Raw genomic sequence first — 17,331 nt, 5'->3', positions numbered from 1 at the left:
ATAGACACCTCACCATGACAGACTTCCAAGCAGTGTCTCCAGCAGCTTGGTTACACTTATGCTCCAACGGGTCTGGGTTTTTTCGTTCAGTTCGGCCTTCAGGCTGTTGTTGATATGCTTGTTCTCCAGCGCAATCGTGTACAGTGGATCAACAATCACATGGGAGACCGGAGATGCGCTTTTTAGTCGATAGGTGGTGCTTTTGCCCGTGCCGTCCCATGCCTTAAATATCGTTGTGCCGTCCTTGAAGGTAAATTGAACAGGGACCTTGGGATAATCCGCCCCTTTTTTGCTGAGTGTAATGGTTGCTTCGTATCCATTGGCCAGCTTGCGGTTCGTAATGCGATCCACTGAAAAATCCGCCATCTGGCCGTCGTATACATATTGTTCAAAATAGTGGCTCCACGAACGTCCGGTGACTCTTTCGACGATACGCTGAAAATTCTGCGAGGATGGATGCTTGAATCGGTAGGTCTGGACGTAGGTACGCATAATGCGATCCATTTTTTTCGCGCCGACCTGTCGTTCAATGCCACGCAGCACCAGTTTGCCCCGAGAATAGGCATTTTGTGCATATTTAGCAGCCGAGCCGTACTTCCAAGACTCACGGTTTAACGGCTGAGGGGATGATACCTGTCCAGACTGTAACGGCAAGTTAGGGACGAGCCCATATTCCTGCTCCATGAGTCGTTCCTCTGCATAAGAGGTAAAGCCTTCATCCAGCCATGGTTCCTCGAATTCGTTGTTTGCCACCATTCCATAGAAATATTGATGCCCAATCTCATGAACGACCGTCCGCTCCAGACTATAGCCGGGATTCGGATTATCCGCCGCTGCAGCCGTAATGAGTGTGGGATACTCCATGCCGCCCGCGCCGCTGCCTGCTTTGGGTGGTACAACGATGGACAGGGTCGAGTATGGATAAGGCCCGTACCACTTGCTGTAATAGGAAAGGGCGGCCTTGGCTGCGCTCATATAGCGTCCCTTGAGCTCCTTGTGCGATGGGTCGAGATACAGCTTGATTTTGACACCCGGCACCTCGGCAGAAGAAAATGGCTCTTCTGCGGCTACAAAATTCGGTGAAGCGGCCCATGCAAAGTCGTGCACGTCATCGGCATAGAATTGATATATTTTTTGTCCATTTTGCCGGACTGCTCCACGGGTGGGAAATCCGGTTGCAGCCACGATGTGTGTTTCAGGCACTCGAATCCGCACACTGTAAATTCCGAAATCTGCGTAAAACTCGGAGTTTCCATGATACTGATGCAGATTCCAGCCTTCCTCGGCGCGTCCGCGCTGTCCTGCGGTTTCGTAGACGCTGAGTTTGGGAAACCACTGACCTGCCATGACAAAATCATCTGTTGCGCCCATACGTGCGAAGATGGCGGGTAGCTTTACCTCAAACTTCATATATAATGTAATGCTTTCACCGCCTCGGACCGGCTTGGGGAGACGTACCTTCATGAGCGAGCGGTCGTTCACGTTACCGTCATCCGGCTGCACGTATTGAGTCCGGTGCATGAGGGATAAACCGTCTTCCGTTTTAAGTTCAGTTAGTGTCATGGAGCCAAAGCCGTTCTTGGGCATGGTGTCGCCGCGCAGCTTGCCCCCGGATTCCTTCATGAAGGTGGTTTCCATGGAAGAGAAGGCATTGGGGTACAGATGCAGGTACAGATCGTTCACGGTTTTGGTGCCCGGATGCTTCCATGTAAGCGTCTCGGTGCCCCGCAAAACCTGTCCTTCTTCCAGAGACACGTCAATGTGGTATTCCACCACACGCTTGCTAAGAATCTCCGAAGCAGGCTGTGGAGGACTTTTGGGAACGTCAGGCAGGATGTTTGCCCCCAGGGGCTTGCCCATATTTGGCGCAAGCGCAGACTTCGACTGGGAATCGTACATCGGTTTGCCCAAGGATTGCGAATTCGACTCGGATTGAGGCTGCCAGGCAAACCATAACGTCCCTGCGAGGAGACCGAGGGCTAGTGTAGACAATAAAACGATTTTGGTGCGTGCTGGGGTCATACAATGGATACCTCCCGTTGACAAGCATCTACAGCATGTATATGTTTGCTTTCGGGAGATTATTAGTTAAAATATTTATAGTGTAGAATGATTGTGAAGACGGGAAATGGAGGCTTAGTGACGCATGAGTGAAAATCAGCCGGACGGCAAAAAACAGATTGCACTGAACATTGTCAGTGGCAAGAGTAAACATAAGGGCTTCGGCGCAGGCTCAATCGACCTGAACAGCATGTCCCCGGTCATTATTGACCGCGGCGAGGCGAAAATTGATATCGGTGCCATGCATGCCAAAAGTAAAGTAGAACGCGGGATTAAGTTTTCTACCAATAAAGAGGATGTACCGAACGGACGCCAGGTATGGCTGGTATGGGTAGCCGTGGATCGTACGCCCGAAGGACGTGTGTACGGTGGAGCGACTGCCTGTGAGATGCTGATTGACGACGAAGCCAAACGCGGCTGGAAAATCCTCGCCGATCACGTCAACCGCATGGACTACGCGCTCAAGCGCCGTTTCATGCTGGACGATCTCGGCAGCGAGGATAAAGCTGCGCTCAAAAGCCTGCTGATCTCGCATAACGAGGAATGGTGGGACGCTTCGCCGGAGGAATTGAAGCAGGCGCTGGAAGGGTAATAACTTTGGTTAGGAGCAGTTTCTCCATATTGGGGAACTGCTACTTTTATATGTAGGAAGCCGAAGAATGAATCTCATAAGTTGATGAAATTTCTGCACAACGCACCTTTATTCCTTTGGATATTATCTATTGTGATCATACCTCTTCTGCCTATGAGTTGGTACAACTATGCATTGAAGCAAAGACAAGGTGAAGATTTTATTAATCGGTTAAAAGACGGCTTCTGAATGGATCAGGAGTCGTCTTTTTTTGCCTAGCAGCTTCTTCTATTCACATATTTCAGATATACGCTGATTACAATTATCTTCGTAAAGCCCTCCATGAAAGCAAATCACTTTTTTAATATCGTATGTTAACAAATTTCCAAGAGATTTTTTCGCCATATTGAAATCACAGCAGTATTGCGGGTCTGGAGCCAGTAGCTCGCCGCTTACTACGCGCAGAGTATCTCCTGCAATCAGTATTTGGCTTGGCTTATGGTAAAAACTCAGGTGTCCCGGTGTATGACCAGCAGTGTCTATAGCGACGATCCCTCCGCAGAAGGGCAATTCCTCTCCAGCAATGATGATGGAGTTTACTACAGCTCTTGGGGGATTTTCTAGCGTACGCTGAAATGCATTTTTCCACTCTAACGGAACAGATTCAGGCATAGAGTTTACAGCTTGAGCTATCGCCTCAGGCGTCAGTTTTATAAGTTGCTTCTCACCCTGTATGTAGGGCTTTTCAATAGAGCTGGCACGCACTTGAATTGCGGATGAGCAAGCTTGTATCACATCTGGTAAGCTGCCGATATGATCAAGATCTTGATGTGTAATTAATATCAATGTAAGTTTATCGATTGTAAATCCGATTTTTAAAATAGCCTCTTGTAAAAGCGGTAGTTGCCCGGGGTAAGCTGTGTCTACTAGAATGACGTTATCCGTGTCCCAAATCAAAGTGGGGTAAATGCTCTCCGTCTTTCCCATAATAGTAGAAGAAAGCTGAAGCATGTGTATTCCCTTGTCCAAATGCATCGAATCCCTCCAAAAAGAGTTGATGTAATCCAAGGGAGATCGTATCATGAAAACAAAATATGTAAATCCATATTATAACACAAAAATAATTATTTGTAAATATGTAGTATTTTAAATTTGTGTGACAATATCAGTAATATAAACCTTTTAGCTAACCAGCCAAGATTTGATTTAAGCAAACACCATCTTTTAATCTTTGTTCATACATGGTGGACTCAGCTAATCCTTGCAGAAGAGTAATATTACTTTCATATTCATAAAATGGACTTCTGGCTTCTTCCGGTATCTAGTGAGATCATTTTTATTCCTCCAAAATATATATTTTATTATACGGAATAAAGTATTATATCAAGAGAACATGAACATATTTTTGATATTGTAAAGATTATTGAATATAATCGAAGAAAATGAACTTCTTGAAAGGATCCAATCCATGATTAGTTACAAGCCATTACAAAAGTTATTGATTGATAAAGAAATTAAAAAGCAGGAATTGGTGAAATTGACGGGGATATCGTCGGCAACGATGGCGAAGTTAAACACAATGAGTATGTGTCATTAGAGGTCATTGATAGCGCCTTGACATCATAGAAAGGCATTCACTATAATTCAGGTAGAAATCTGTCCCAATTAGGTTTTAATTTTCTCTTTTGGTGGAACCGGTTCCAATGAAGAGGGAAGTTAAGTCTTATTCACTGTTTATGAATGTAATCTGTAAATAAGGTGGCGTTAGTAGAATGTTTAAATGGTTGAAAAAGAAAGCAACTCCACGTGTTAAAGAATTCGACATCGTAGCGCCGATTAAAGGACAAATGGTTTCCCTTGCAGAGGTTCCAGATCCTGCGTTTTCTACGAAGGCAATGGGGGACGGTATCGCTATTCATCCGTCTGAAGGAAAGGTTACGGCTCCTTTTACGGGCAAAGTGGTTCATGTGATGGAGAAAAGTAAGCACGCCCTGATACTTGAGCATGAATGCGGTGTACAAGTTTTGATACATGTCGGGATTAATACGGTCTCTCTCAAAGGACAGGGCTTTAACCCTTATGTCCAAACAGGAGACAACGTTAAAGCAGGGCAATTATTGATGGAATTTGATATGGATTCTATCCAACAGGCCGAATTATCTCTAATTACTCCGGTCATCGTTCCAGACGGGCAAGAGATGATCAGCCATGTGGAAATATTGCAAGATTTGTCTGTTTCTCCAGATGCACCTGTGTTAAGAGTCCATTTGAAAGGCTAGTCAACATTTAAGTACCTGTTATGCAGGATTATCGGATGAAATCACAGGGTCTAACAGTAGAATGGGATAGGGCTAACCAGGGTTTCTGGTTGGTCTTTTCTTTTTATATGAGAAGAAGATTAATTTTATAGCAAACTAGCTTAAGCGTGGGTACTTAAAATTGACCTCTTACGGCGGGCGGATTATATTGTCCATAGGGCGAAAGGAGGTAGATACTATATGAAAAAGATATATTTCGTCAGGCATGCCAAAGCAACCGGACAAGAGCCTGATGCCCGACTGACCGAAGAGGGTGTCAGACAGGCTGAGCAGTTGTCGTCTTTTATGGGAAATGCAGGTGTAGAATATATCGTATCTAGCCCGTGGGAACGAGCTTTGAGAACCATTCAGCCTTTGGCTGAACAGAAAAAGTTGCAGGTATATACGGACCTACGTCTTCAGGAACGGGTGCTCAGCAGTGAACATTTGGATAATTGGATGGACGTGCTGAAACAGACCTATCTGGATGAGGACTTGAAGCTGGAGGGGGGCGAATCATCCCGTGAAGCAGCAGATCGAGGAATACAGCTTGTTCAGGAGCTTATGAAACGGACGGAAAAAACAATAATCATTGTAACTCATGGGGCTTTGCTGTCACTTCTCATTCGACATTACGATTCGCAGTTTGGGTTTGATGAGTGGAAAACACTTTCGAATCCTGACGTATATTTGCTTGAACTAAAAGAAGCAGAAGCCAAGATTCGCAGAGTGTGGACTACGGGTTGAAATTAGTGAAGCACGTTCACCATAGTGGTTTAAGTATGATTGGAATCGAAAGGGGAGGCGCATGTTGAATGCAAACCGTTTTTTAGAATTGGAAGAGGCGCCGTCTTAAGCTTGGTCTTTGGTGTACAAGTTGAGCTTGAAAAATTAACATAAAAACGGAGTAGGCGGAATGGTGCTGTAGAAAGGGAGAACGATGGGAAGCACCATCCGACCCCGAGGTGGAATTTTATGTAACTTTCAGTTCAACTTGCATAGAGGGCTAAACATATTGCCTCAGTAGGTTTGGAGTTTATTTTTTATCTGAGAACAAATAACAATTATATCAAATCTAATCTAACCAATGTTTTGGAAAGCTTAGAGAAGGGGGGAACTTGGTTTTACAATTGCCTTTAGCCGAATTTAATTGTGCTTGTGTGAGGAAAATACTTCCTTCGAGATTAGCTCCACTTAAATCAGCGTCTCTGAAATCTGCACCGATAAGGTCGGTCATTCTCATATCAGCTTCTCGGAGGTCAGCAGCAATAAGTAAAACTCCTCTCAAATTGGCACCTTTAAGATTAGCCCCTCTTAAATTTGCACCGATAAGGTCTTTTTTCTTAATTTTTTTACTATATTTACTGTGTTCCATGTTTTCCTTAACTTTTTCACGCACTAACTCACTTGTTTGTAAAAGTAAATCATTAACAAGTGCCCTATGGGGTGGTACATGAAGATTTATGAGGGATTTTGGAGTTTGATCAGTAAGTTGCTCGGTTTTCGCCATAGCTTTTTGTAAGTCTGTATAGATGGGTTGAGTTTCTTCTAAGCTAAGGGCTTCATTTAAGTAATAAAGCATTTCGTAAAGCTGTTGCATGATGGGAAATACATTGAACATTTCCTCAGCTATTGCCGGGTTGTCTCGCCAACTTTTTCCGTTGTACATAACTTGAGAAATCTTTTGACCTGCCCCAAAGCAATCATATACAGTACAGCCTCGCAAGCCGTTATTTCTTAGTTTCTTATGAATACCACAACGATAATCCGCTTGCAAGTTTTGACAAGGAGTCCCTCCATCCTTGTTAAAAGCAAAATCAGCAGATTTTGCATAAGGTAAAGCTACACAGCATAAACCAAAACATTTTTCACAATCTGCACTAAAATTTTTTTGAATATTGTTATTGCTTAATTTATTAGACAATTTTACACATCCTTCTACTAACAAATATCAAATTTAATATTATCATCAAAAAAAGATGGAATATTGTTTTAATTATACCCGTTCGTATTTAGGAAGAAAAAGATAACTGTAAAAGTTTGGTGTTGTCTTGCTTATTGTAAACAGACAGGAATTGACCAGTATGTTTTTTATTCAATATAACATGCTGTAATTTGTCTGGAACGGAATCGCGAATTTGTTGAAAGTATTGATCGCATGAAGTAGATAATTCTATGTAGTCTGTTTTTGATTTTAGGAGATTAGCGTATAATAATTCTAATCGTGTACGGCAGTAGGGTCGAATGGTAGACTGATACCTTGGTTGGGGGGGTCTACTCCTTTTTCATCTAGGTAAGCAATGCCAGAATGAACATGCCAAACATGATCATCAAGGTAAGGTCAGCATGTGATCATGAATGCACTTCAACAATAAATAACCCGACTGAGATCAGAGTTATCTTAGTCGGGTTATTTTGCAAATCGGAATATTAGGATATCGTAGGTTACCCTTTTGCCAAATTCAACTGCCATGAAACTCCGTACTTATCTTGAACCCAGCCAAATAGCTGGCTTACGGGCGAGGCCTCGAGCGACATTAGAACTTGTCCCTCCTGCGATAGCTGATCAAACACGCGATGAATTTCTTCTTCCGAGTCACAGGTGACGAACAGCGATAGAGCCGGAGTAAAAGGGTGCTTGTCCTGATGGTTCTGGTCAATAGCCATGAAGGTTTGACCTTTTAGAGCGAATACAGCATGTAACACGCTTCCATCCTCTTGATAGAATACACTGATGATGTTGGATGGCTCAAAAACAGAGGTATAAAATTGCATGGCTTCTTCTGCTTGACCGGAGAACATGAAAAATGTTGTAATTTTTGGACTGGAATCCTGCATAAGGTCAACTCCTTGGACTGGATGTTAGATGTTAACATCTTCTCTCTTTTTTAAAGGAAATATTCAGCGATATAAGAAGCACGTCATGAAGAAAATCATACTCTCGGACAGGGAGTTAATTGGGTCAGGATGTAAGAATTATGGATGTAAAGGGGCGAAATAGCAAAATGCAGTGGCGGTATGGGGATTCGCCCAGTCCACGGGCTGATGTCACGCATAGGATACATCAGCCTAGAGCACAAGGAGTGAACCGCATGTCTTTAATGCCACAGGGTCCTTTCGGACCGCAAACGGGGTTTCCGGGTCCATCCATGCCGCCAGGAACAGGCCCTTCGAGTCCACAATTTCCTGGTACAACACAGGGTCCTTTTGGCCCGTCAACAGGGCAAGGGTCGTTTTCGCCGCCGCCGGGATCATTCGGTCCGCAAGGAGGACCACAAGGCGTTCAGGCTCCGACTGCTCCACCACCGCAATTTACACCACCGAAGCCGCTGGTCTCGGCCTATGCTATTGATCCCGGAGCCATTTCCGGCTGCTTGTTCCGCAACACGTTTATATGGCTGACGAATGGAGAGCGCTTCTGGCTGTATCCGGTCTTTGTAGGCAGAACATCAGTGGCGGGATTCCGGTGGAACGGCCGTTTCTGGACATATTTTGGGATAGACACCAACCGCATTGAGTCGTTTAGCTGCTATTGGTAAGCATGATGTTGCGGTTGATGTAAAAAGAAAACAAAAAGACTGAGGGAGCACTGATAGCGTTCCTTCAGTCTTTTTTTGTGATTAATCCATCCACCATCGCTTGAAATTGCTCCACCATGACTTCTTCTCTGCCTGCTGCTCTGCTTGGTCATTCTGCGTTGCTTCCGGCGGGTTGTTCTGCCCCGACAGTGTTTCCTTCGGCTCTGTTCCGCTTACGAACACTTCCAGCCGCTTGTCGGGACTGTCCGGTGCAGCCAGCTTGCCGCTGGCCGGATCAATGTAGGCGCTGACGACGCCGTCAGGAATGGGAAAGATTTTGGGCGGCACATTCTCCAGTGCTTTCTCCGTATACTGCGCGAAAATCGGTGCCGCCCGCCGGGCATCCTGCGTGCTGATGGCCTTACCCTTGTCGTAGCCGACCCAGACGGCGGTGGACAGCTCGGGTGTGAAGCCGACCATCCACGCATCGGTGTTGGTCGTGCCGCTCTTGCCGGCAACCGGGCGCTTGATCAGCTTCGCGACCCGGTTGCCGGTGCCGCCTTCCTCGAACACGCCTTCCATGAGGCGTGTGAGGACGTAGGCGGAGGCGGGCTTCACCACCTGCTCGGGCGCGGCCTGCGGCGCTTCATAGAGCGAGCGCCCGACTGCATCGGTGATGCGCAGCACCGCCACCGGAGCGACCTTTTGCCCGCCGCTGCCGATGACCGAGAAGGCCGAGGCCATCTCGAACGGGCTGACGGGCGACACGCCCAGCGCCAGCGAAGGCACGGGTTTCAGCTCGCTCGTGATACCCATTTTGCGGGCAAGGTCCATGACCTTATCCGTTCCTACCTTCAAAATGGTGCTTACGGCATAAATATTATCGGACGCCGCAATCGCGCGTCGCAGATCAATTTCGCCCAAATATTTGTCTCCAAAATTTTTGGGCTTATAGGTTTTGCGGTTGTTGTCGTAGTGAAACAACGTCGGTTGGCTTTCGAACTTGGACGTACTCGTCAATTCTCCGGAATCAAGTGCGCTCAGATACATAATCGGCTTGAAGGACGATCCAGGCTGCCGGGTCGTGGCGAGCGCATGGTTGTACTGGTTGGCGACATAGTTGGCTCCGCCGACCATCGCTTTGACGTGTCCGCTACGCGGGTCGATAGAGATCAGCGCCGTCTCCAGACCGTTGCTGCTCTTCATGCCTTCGCTTACTGCAGCCTCGGCTGCCTGCTGCATGTGCATGTCCAGCGTGGTATAAATACTCAGACCGCCATGCTCTAGCACGCCCTCGCTAATCCCAAGCTGATGAATCACGAGCTGGCGAACGTAATCGCGGAACCAGGGCGCGGCTTCGACCGTCCTGCGCTGGCTCTCGGGCCGCAGGGCAAGCATTTCCCCATAGGCCTTGGTGGCTTCGGCCTGAGTGATCTTGCCAGTGAGTGCCATGGAATCGAGTACAACCTTTTGCCGATCCTTGGCGTTTTTCATATGATTATACGGCGAATAGTAGGTTGGTCCTTTCGGAATACCTGCCAGCAGTGTGCTTTCAGCCAGATCGAGATCTTTGGCGGATTTGCCAAAATACATCTGGGAAGCTGCCTCAATGCCGTAGGCACCGTGACCATAGTAGATTTCGTTCAAATACATTTGCAGCAGCTCGTCCTTGGTGTACTTCATTTCCAACTGCGCTGTGTAGATGGCTTCCTTGGCCTTGCGTGTCCAGGTTTTTTCATGGGACAGATACAGGTTACGTGCAAGCTGCTGTGTCAGCGTGCTGGCCCCTTGCGACATGTCCCAACGGGTCACATTGACGAGCACCGCCCGGCCCAGACCTTTGAAATCAAACCCGAAATGATCATAAAACTTCCGGTCTTCTACAGCCAGCGTAGCCGCAATCAGATCGGGTGAAATGTGATCCAGTTGGACAGGGATAGACTCCTTGCCTCCGGCAGAGAAGGTAGCAATGACTTTCCCCTGACTGTCGAGCAGCCGTGAATTCCGATCCGTATCCGCGAGCGGAAGACTGGTCGTATATAAATATGCGAGCAGAATGCAGGCGGCGATGACCGTCAGAATGGTGAGTGACAGCAGTCCCTGAAACCATCGAACCCAGAGCGGTTTGCGCTTGGGGGATTGCTTAGTTGTACCGGCCATCATGCCACCTCCTTCCTTGGTTGATGTTCTCAGTATTGTCAATCCGAAAGCGTCTATTCATCAGATGCGCGTACGTGTACATTTTATACAAGATCCAATCTAAAAAGGCTTTTGCAGTCTATCCGGGTATCGCTTATAATGCGAAAAAGTGTGAAAGTACAGTGTGTTTGGTTACAATAAATATATCAAACCCGGCGATTATGTGTTGCAGATATCGTGTTATAGATATAATGAAGTCGCTATTTATATTGCCACGACCAGAAAGAACAACGAGGGTGCGACCTGGATGATAAAGGAATTGTCGGACATATACTTAATGAGAAAGAAGGTTGAAATGATGGACTTGTGGTTTACGGAGAAGCAAACTTCCTCTTTCGGCATTACGGCAAAAATCAAACAGACCTATGTCTCCGAGAAAACGGATTTTCAGGATCTGGCGATGATGGAGACCGAGGAATTTGGCAATATGCTCGTACTGGACGGCATGGTGATGACGACCGTGAAGGATGAGTTCGTTTATCATGAAATGGTAGCGCATCCGGCTCTGAACACACACCCGAATCCAAAGAAGGTTTTGGTGGTGGGCGGCGGCGATGGCGGTGTTATTCGTGAGGTCATCAAGCACCCTGAGGTCGAAAAGGCCGTGCTGGTTGAAATCGACGGTAAGGTAATCGAATATTCCAAACAATATTTGCCCGAAATTGCCGGAAAGCTGGACGAGCCTAATGTGGAAGTGCTGGTCAATGATGGCTACATGCATATTCTGGAGCACAAAAATGAATACGACGTCATTATGGTCGATTCCACGGAACCCGTTGGCCCGGCAGCACCGCTGTTTGAACGCGGTTTTTACCAAGGCATCTTTGAAGCGTTGAAGGAAGATGGCATTTTTGTGGCGCAAACAGATAACCCTTGGTTCAAAGCCGATCTGATTCAGAAGGTCAACAAAGATGTGAAGGAGATTTTCCCGATTGTACGTGTGTACGGGGCGAATATTCCGACCTATCCGAGCGGCCTGTGGACATTCACATTCGGCAGCAAAAAGTATGATCCGCTCGAAGTCGACGAGGCACAGATTCCCGAAATGGACACCCGATATTACAGTCCGCGTCTGCACAAAGCAGCGTTCGTGCTGCCTAAATTTGTGGAGGATTTGACGAAGTAGCCCTTGTATCTGTGAAATGTTGCTCGGCTCTGTAAATAATTTAAATGTAAATTTAGTAAGCGTCTAGGCATTCTTTGTAACCTGTTTTTGGGTGAAAAAGAGCGCTATAGGCGCTTTTTTGATATTTAATAAAAGGGGCAAATGAGCGTGAGAGCATACTGGACAGCGGATTTCCTTTTAAGATAAAAGAAGGAAATTTAAGGGTGTGTGTAGAATATACAAAAAACCAAACATTAGACAGAATTGAAATATCATCTAGGGGAGGTTTGGTTATGTAAACAAACCAAATCGGCAATGTACGAAAGAGGGGGAAGTTGTTTTGATCAGACGTTCTTTTTATTATCTGTGGGGGTCTCAGACGATCTCCAACGTAGCAGATATCATCTACATGTTGAGTGTAGTGGTATTGGTGTTCAGCTCCAGTAATTCTTTAATGACGACCATTTTAATTCCGTTGTTCCGCTTGTCTGCGCAGGTGCTTAGTGGACTGGTGGCTCCCGTGGTTCTCAGTCGTTTCCGGCTAACGAGGGTGTTGCTGTTTTCCCAATTTGGGCAGTTTGTCATTTTTACATTACTCCTGCTTTACCTGTGGATCACACCTGAGCAGAGGTCGTTTCTGTTCATTTTTGTGATGGTGTTCGGCATGTCATTTTTGGATGGCTGGACCAACCCGGCACGTAATGCGCTTGTACCCCGATTGGCAACTGGCGAGGGGCTGATGCGTGCGAACGGCATGGTGGCGGTCAGTGATCAAGTGGTTAAATGTGCAGGCTGGGCGTTGAGCGGCATTATTGTGGCCTGGCTCGGTTCCCTAAATACGCTTGTGATCGCATCCTGTTGTTATTTGGTGGCTGTAACTGTTACTTCATTCATTCGTGATCCGCTGGAACAAAAGCAATTAAGCCCCGAATCCTCAGAATCCTCGAACAATTCAACAGATACAGCAAAGTCAAAAGAAAAAGGCTCTCACTGGAAGGAGCTTGGTGAAGGATGGAAAATCATTTGGCATAACCGCCGCATCCGGTCTCTGATGATCGTGGATAGTGTGGATACCATTGGGGGAACCTCCTGGCTGGGTGTATTTATTTTGGCGTATGTTACTCAGGTGCTGCATCAGGATGCAAGCTGGTGGGGCTTTATGAATGCTTCCTTTTTCTCCGGAACAATTCTGGGTGGGCTGCTTGTCGTCGGCTTGGTTAAGCGGCTGCAAAAGAACAGCTTCCTGTACATGCTCGGAGCGTTGCTTGTGTATGTGCTGATTACGATAGTGTTTGCGCTCAATACGATCCCGGTCGCTGCGCTTGTTCTTTTTGCTGTATCTGGCTTACCGGTTCAAATGGCTGGCATCATTCGCCGCACCTTGCTGCAAACGAGTGCCCCGGCCGCTCAGCTTCCCAAAGTGATGGCGGGTATCGATGTGCTTACGAATCTCGCTTTCGGCCTATCTTTGCTGTTCCTGGGCTGGTATGCAGACCGCTTTGGTATGGTGCAGGTATACCTGCTGGCTGCGGCTATGACGACCATTGCTGTCCTGATCGGCTGGTTCTATCGCCGAGATTTTCAGGAAAGTGAGCAAGTGGACCATCCAACCGCTACGAGCGCAGGAATCTGAAGCTGAGGCATTCGTGAGACGGGCCAACTGGTATTGATGGACTACATAATAGTTTCACTAATTTCTAGCTTAGAGTAAGAAAATAAGCCAAGCCTGTCATATCCAAGGCTTGGCTTATGTGTTATATAATTTAAATTAAATTCACACATTATCATATACATATTCTTTTTGTAGATATCTTTCTCAGAAAGGGTTGTTCATTTTTCACCGGACTTTTTTGCTATATATTTACTTATCGAAAAAGTAGAGGTAAGCGGTTTAATAGTTTGCTTTATAAACACAGGCTTATTAGCACTAGGATATCTCGCTGTGTATTCAATAAAGAAAGTGCGTAAATGAAACTGCATTTCTAACACCGACTCGATTCCGAAGTTGTTAACGAAGTACCTTCTGCTTTAGCATACATCACAGCCCAAAAAGCCGATTGCATAAGAGCAATCGGCTTATCCCCTCAATCCGCTATGCTAGGCCGTAGTGAACTGGCTGTTATAAAGCGAGGCATAATGCCCACCGCTTGCAAGCAGGCCCTCATGGGTTCCGCTTTCGACTACATCGCCGTTTTTCATGTATAAAATCAGATCCGCTTCGCGGATGGTTGATAGTCGGTGGGCGATCACAAAGCTGGTGCGTCCGGCAATCATTTTCATAAACGCCTTCTGAATACGCGCTTCTGTCAGGGTGTCTATACTGCTGGTCGCTTCATCCAGAATGAGCATAGGTGGATCGACGAGGATTACCCGCGCGATGGTGAGCAACTGCTTTTGACCTTGCGACAGGCTGTCGCCTGAACCGCTGATGACCGTATCATAGCCATGAGGCAGCCGCTTGATGAAGCTATGTGCATTGGCAGCCGTTGCAGCCGCAATAATCTCTTCTTCCGTCGCTTCCGGCTTTCCGTAAGCGATATTGTCCCGAATCGTACCGCTGAACAGCCATGTATCCTGAAGTACCATACCAAAATTAGTCCGCAGACTGTCCCGGCTCATGTCATTGATATTGACCCCGTCGATGGATATCGAGCCGTTATCTACATCATAGAACCGCATGAGCAGGTTGACGAGTGTGGTTTTACCAGCTCCGGTCTGCCCGACAATCGCAACACGGGTACCCGGCTTAACCTCCAGACTAAAGTCCGTAATGAGCGTACGTTCCGGGTTATAGGAGAATTTCACATGATCAAAAAGAATCGTGCCTTTGCTGCGCTCCAGCTGTACGGCGTTCGATTTTTCCGGCTGCTCAGGCGGCGAGTCCAAAATAGCAAATATGCGCTGGGCAGAAGCCGTAGCCGACTGGAACTGGGTCAGAACACCCGTAATTTCATTAAAAGGCTTGGCAAACAGGTTCGTATAGATCAGAAAACTTGATAATCCCCCTACCGAAATCACACCCAAAATGATGGATATACAGCCGATCATCGCCGTGACCGAGAAGGTCATGTTGTTCACCAGCCGAGTGGAGGGATTGGACAATGATCCGTAAAACTGTGACTTCACCCCGGCTTGATACAATTGTTCGTTTTTGGCGGAAAATTCCTCAAACGAACGGTTTTCATAGTGAAAGGCTGTGACCACCCGCTGTCCGCCGATCATTTCCTCTACATAACCATTCAGACTTCCTAAAATTTGGGCCTGTTCGCGGAACATGCGCTGGGATCGTGTGGTAATGAACCGTGCCACACCATACGTGACCGGAGCTGACACCAGCACGACCAGCGTCATCATTGGACTGATGTACAGCATAAGCACAATCGAGCCTATAATCGTAATAATCCCGGTAATCAAAGTAGAAAAGCCTTGCAGCAATCCATCTGACACAGCATCCATATCGTTCACAAAACGGCTGATGCTGTCACCTTGCGGGTGATTGTCGTGGAAGCTTAACGGGAGGATATTAAAATGATCAAATAACTCCCGCCGCATATCATTGACCGTCTGATAAGCAATACGGTTCGTCAAATAGGTGAGCAGCCAGCTAAACAAACTGCCTACGGCATACACCATGCCTAATCCGGCAAGAATGTGCGCAATCCCTCTAAAATCCACCGCACCCTTATCCACCATGTGGTCGATGGCCTGACCAATCATGTAGGGGCCGATCAGACTGGCAAGCACGCTGAGAATCGCGCTGATAATGACCCAAAAAGTTGTTTTTTTATATTGACCTACATAGGTTAACAATCTTCTCCAGGTTTCCTTGGCGCTCATTGGTCTACCTCCTGCGTTGAGAGCTGGGAACGATTAATTTCCTGGTATACATCGGAGCTGCTCATCAACTGTTCATGTGTGCCGACACCGACAATTTGTCCTTCATCAAACACAATAATTTTATCGGCATGCTGTACGCTGCTCACCCGTTGCGAGACAAGCAGGACGGTCATGCTGCTGCTGTTTTCCCGTAACGATGTACGCAAGGCGGCATCGGTTGCAAAATCAAGTGCACTTGAGGAATCATCTAAAATAAGGATTTCCGGATTCCCTACAATAGCTCTAGCAATGGTGAGACGTTGCTTTTGACCTCCCGACAGATTAAGACCCCCGCGTGCAATCGGAGCATCGTATTTTTCGGGCAGATTGGAAATGAACTCATCCGCTTGCGCAATCGCTGCAGCCCGGGCGACTTCCTCATCGGTGGCGTGTTCATGACCCCAGCGAATATTATCCGCTATGGTGCCGGTGAACAGCAGCGCCTTCTGTGGAACAATCCCGATTTTTTGCCGCAATGGCTCAAGCTTATATTGGCGAACGTCAATGCCATCAACCTGCACATGCCCCTCCACCGCATCATAGAACCGGGGAATGAGATTCACAAATGTTGATTTTCCCGAACCCGTTCCTCCGATGATGCCGACCGTTTCACCAGGGTAGATGTTTACGGTAACATCGTTAAGCGCCAATTGCCCCGTTTTATTGTATCCGAAGGAGACGTGGTCAAAAGCGATAGTCGGTACGGTGTCCTGTTCATTTGATTCAGACTGATTTGTAGTCGTAGTCACATCGGAAATCGAAGCTTGTGTATCCAGAACTTCCTGAATCCGTGCTGCCGAGGTTGCGGCCTTGGTGAACAGAATGATTAAATTGGTCACCACGATCAGAGCCAGCAAAATCTGCGTGATATAATTAATAAAAGCAATAATCTCCCCTTGCGTAAGAGATCCGTATTGAATATGAATGCCGCCGACCCACAGAATCGCAATAATGGCTCCGTTAACCACCAACAAGGTGGCCGGGCTGAGCAAAGCGGAAATACGCCCGACACGAATGGCGGTTTGGGTCAGGTCATCCGATGCTGTGTTGAACTTGACTCGTTCAGCTCCTCTTTTGGCAAAGGCCCGTATGACCCTTACCCCTGTAAGATTTTCGCTTAGCACAAGAGCGATGTTGTCCAGCTTTTTCTGATACATTCGGTACAGCGGTGAAGCCTTCGTAATCACCAGATACAGGATCAAAGCCAGGATCGGCGTAGCTGCCAACAGAACCAGAGCAAGGCGAAAGTCCAAGATCATCGACATGATAATAGCCCCAATACAAATAAAAGGAGCGCGAATGACCAGACGAATCAGCATCGCCACTGCCGTCTGGAGCTGATTCACATCGTTCGTGATCCGATTAATGAGTGAGGGCGTACCAAACTTATCGAGATCGGCATAAGAGAACGATGAAATGTGCTTAAACATCGTATTGCGCAGCGTGGTTCCGAATCCCTGAGAGGCCCGGGCTGCGTAAAACTGGCATACCATTGAGCTGCCAAAGCCCAGCACGGTCATAAGCAGCATCAATAGACCCATTTGCCAAACATAATGGGTATCTCCTTTGCCCACGCCATGATTGATCATTAGAGCTACCATGGTAGGCAGCAACAATTCCAGAATAGCCTCAATCAGTTTAAACAGAGGCCCAAGAATGCTTTCCTTTTTATAGGGTTTCAAAAAAACAGCAAATTTCAGCAAA

Annotated in this window: 13 protein-coding genes and 2 pseudogenes; 7 read left to right on the top strand and 8 right to left on the bottom strand. The window is 46.9% G+C overall.

The window, feature by feature from the left end:
* Positions 1 to 9 precede the first annotated feature (9 nt).
* A complete protein-coding gene (locus ACWXW9_RS26455; protein WP_494931808.1) occupies positions 10 to 2,022 on the bottom strand; it encodes a M1 family metallopeptidase in 2,013 nt (670 codons plus the stop codon).
* Between the two features lie 124 nt (positions 2,023 to 2,146).
* Between ACWXW9_RS26455 and ACWXW9_RS26450 the strand changes: the two genes are divergently transcribed.
* Positions 2,147 to 2,653, top strand: coding sequence for a YwhD family protein (locus ACWXW9_RS26450; protein WP_494931807.1), 507 nt, complete (start codon positions 2,147 to 2,149; stop codon positions 2,651 to 2,653).
* Positions 2,654 to 2,920: 267 nt separating this feature from the next.
* Here ACWXW9_RS26450 and ACWXW9_RS26445 read toward each other — a convergent pair whose 3' ends face one another.
* Positions 2,921 to 3,667, bottom strand: a complete 747-nt coding sequence (locus ACWXW9_RS26445; RefSeq protein WP_494931806.1) for an MBL fold metallo-hydrolase — start codon at positions 3,665 to 3,667, stop codon at positions 2,921 to 2,923.
* A 433-nt stretch (positions 3,668 to 4,100) separates the two neighbouring features.
* Between ACWXW9_RS26445 and ACWXW9_RS26440 the strand changes: the two are divergent.
* From ACWXW9_RS26440 to ACWXW9_RS26430, 3 genes and pseudogenes are all read left to right on the top strand, one after another.
* Positions 4,101 to 4,258 (top strand): annotated as a pseudogene (locus ACWXW9_RS26440) (helix-turn-helix domain-containing protein).
* 146 nt (positions 4,259 to 4,404) lie between these two features.
* Complete coding sequence (locus ACWXW9_RS26435) at positions 4,405 to 4,911, top strand: PTS sugar transporter subunit IIA (protein ID WP_494931805.1); 507 nt, start codon at positions 4,405 to 4,407, stop codon at positions 4,909 to 4,911.
* A gap of 219 nt (positions 4,912 to 5,130) precedes the next feature.
* A complete protein-coding gene (locus ACWXW9_RS26430; RefSeq protein ID WP_494931804.1) occupies positions 5,131 to 5,676 on the top strand; it encodes a histidine phosphatase family protein in 546 nt (181 codons plus the stop codon).
* Positions 5,677 to 6,004: 328 nt separating this feature from the next.
* Here the strand turns inward: ACWXW9_RS26430 and ACWXW9_RS26425 are convergent, their stop codons facing one another.
* The 3 genes and pseudogenes from ACWXW9_RS26425 to ACWXW9_RS26415 form a co-directional block, all read right to left on the bottom strand.
* A complete protein-coding gene (locus ACWXW9_RS26425) occupies positions 6,005 to 6,853 on the bottom strand; it encodes a pentapeptide repeat-containing protein (RefSeq protein WP_494931803.1) in 849 nt (282 codons plus the stop codon).
* A 365-nt stretch (positions 6,854 to 7,218) separates the two neighbouring features.
* Positions 7,219 to 7,269 (bottom strand): annotated as a pseudogene (locus ACWXW9_RS26420) (putative holin-like toxin); the annotation flags it as partial.
* A gap of 105 nt (positions 7,270 to 7,374) precedes the next feature.
* Entirely contained in the window at positions 7,375 to 7,767 is a 393-nt protein-coding gene (locus ACWXW9_RS26415) for a VOC family protein (RefSeq protein ID WP_494931802.1), read from the bottom strand.
* Between the two features lie 254 nt (positions 7,768 to 8,021).
* Between ACWXW9_RS26415 and ACWXW9_RS26410 the strand changes: the two genes are divergently transcribed.
* The gene (locus tag ACWXW9_RS26410; protein WP_431085576.1) at positions 8,022 to 8,468 is read left to right on the top strand and encodes a transporter; all 447 of its coding nucleotides are present in this window, start codon (positions 8,022 to 8,024) and stop codon (positions 8,466 to 8,468) included.
* 81 nt (positions 8,469 to 8,549) lie between these two features.
* On the opposite strand, the gene ACWXW9_RS26405 is transcribed toward ACWXW9_RS26410, so the two are convergent.
* Positions 8,550 to 10,607, bottom strand: coding sequence for a transglycosylase domain-containing protein (locus ACWXW9_RS26405; RefSeq protein ID WP_494931822.1), 2,058 nt, complete (start codon positions 10,605 to 10,607; stop codon positions 8,550 to 8,552).
* A 337-nt stretch (positions 10,608 to 10,944) separates the two neighbouring features.
* Here ACWXW9_RS26405 and speE point away from each other — a divergent pair, with 337 nt between their 5' ends.
* Entirely contained in the window at positions 10,945 to 11,772 is an 828-nt protein-coding gene (gene speE, locus ACWXW9_RS26400) for a polyamine aminopropyltransferase (protein WP_494931821.1), read from the top strand.
* 319 nt (positions 11,773 to 12,091) lie between these two features.
* Complete coding sequence (locus ACWXW9_RS26395; RefSeq protein WP_494931801.1) at positions 12,092 to 13,384, top strand: MFS transporter; 1,293 nt, start codon at positions 12,092 to 12,094, stop codon at positions 13,382 to 13,384.
* A gap of 464 nt (positions 13,385 to 13,848) precedes the next feature.
* On the opposite strand, the gene ACWXW9_RS26390 is transcribed toward ACWXW9_RS26395, so the two are convergent.
* Both ACWXW9_RS26390 and ACWXW9_RS26385 read right to left on the bottom strand, forming a co-directional pair.
* Positions 13,849 to 15,588, bottom strand: coding sequence for an ABC transporter ATP-binding protein (locus tag ACWXW9_RS26390; RefSeq protein WP_494931800.1), 1,740 nt, complete (start codon positions 15,586 to 15,588; stop codon positions 13,849 to 13,851).
* Positions 15,585 to 17,330, bottom strand: a complete 1,746-nt coding sequence (locus ACWXW9_RS26385) for an ABC transporter ATP-binding protein (protein WP_494931799.1) — start codon at positions 17,328 to 17,330, stop codon at positions 15,585 to 15,587. Before ACWXW9_RS26385 ends, ACWXW9_RS26390 begins: the two co-directional genes overlap by 4 nt.
* Between the last annotated feature and the right edge of the window lies 1 nt (position 17,331).

The sequence above is a fragment of the Paenibacillus sp. LT-B23 genome (assembly GCF_059417685.1).
The sequence above is the reverse complement of the archived record's forward strand: the minus strand, read 5'-3'. Positions and strand labels throughout refer to the sequence as shown.

Coding starts and splice junctions, on each gene's coding strand:
- ACWXW9_RS26390 (WP_494931800.1), bottom strand. CDS start 15,588: ATGAGCGCCAAGGAAACCTGGAGAAGATTGTTAACCTATGTAGGTCAA.
- ACWXW9_RS26435 (WP_494931805.1), top strand. CDS start 4,405: ATGTTTAAATGGTTGAAAAAGAAAGCAACTCCACGTGTTAAAGAATTC.
- ACWXW9_RS26430 (WP_494931804.1), top strand. CDS start 5,131: ATGAAAAAGATATATTTCGTCAGGCATGCCAAAGCAACCGGACAAGAG.
- ACWXW9_RS26445 (WP_494931806.1), bottom strand. CDS start 3,667: ATGCATTTGGACAAGGGAATACACATGCTTCAGCTTTCTTCTACTATT.
- ACWXW9_RS26405 (WP_494931822.1), bottom strand. CDS start 10,607: ATGGCCGGTACAACTAAGCAATCCCCCAAGCGCAAACCGCTCTGGGTT.
- ACWXW9_RS26450 (WP_494931807.1), top strand. CDS start 2,147: ATGAGTGAAAATCAGCCGGACGGCAAAAAACAGATTGCACTGAACATT.
- ACWXW9_RS26410 (WP_431085576.1), top strand. CDS start 8,022: ATGTCTTTAATGCCACAGGGTCCTTTCGGACCGCAAACGGGGTTTCCG.
- ACWXW9_RS26455 (WP_494931808.1), bottom strand. CDS start 2,022: ATGACCCCAGCACGCACCAAAATCGTTTTATTGTCTACACTAGCCCTC.
- ACWXW9_RS26415 (WP_494931802.1), bottom strand. CDS start 7,767: ATGCAGGATTCCAGTCCAAAAATTACAACATTTTTCATGTTCTCCGGT.
- speE (WP_494931821.1), top strand. CDS start 10,945: ATGGACTTGTGGTTTACGGAGAAGCAAACTTCCTCTTTCGGCATTACG.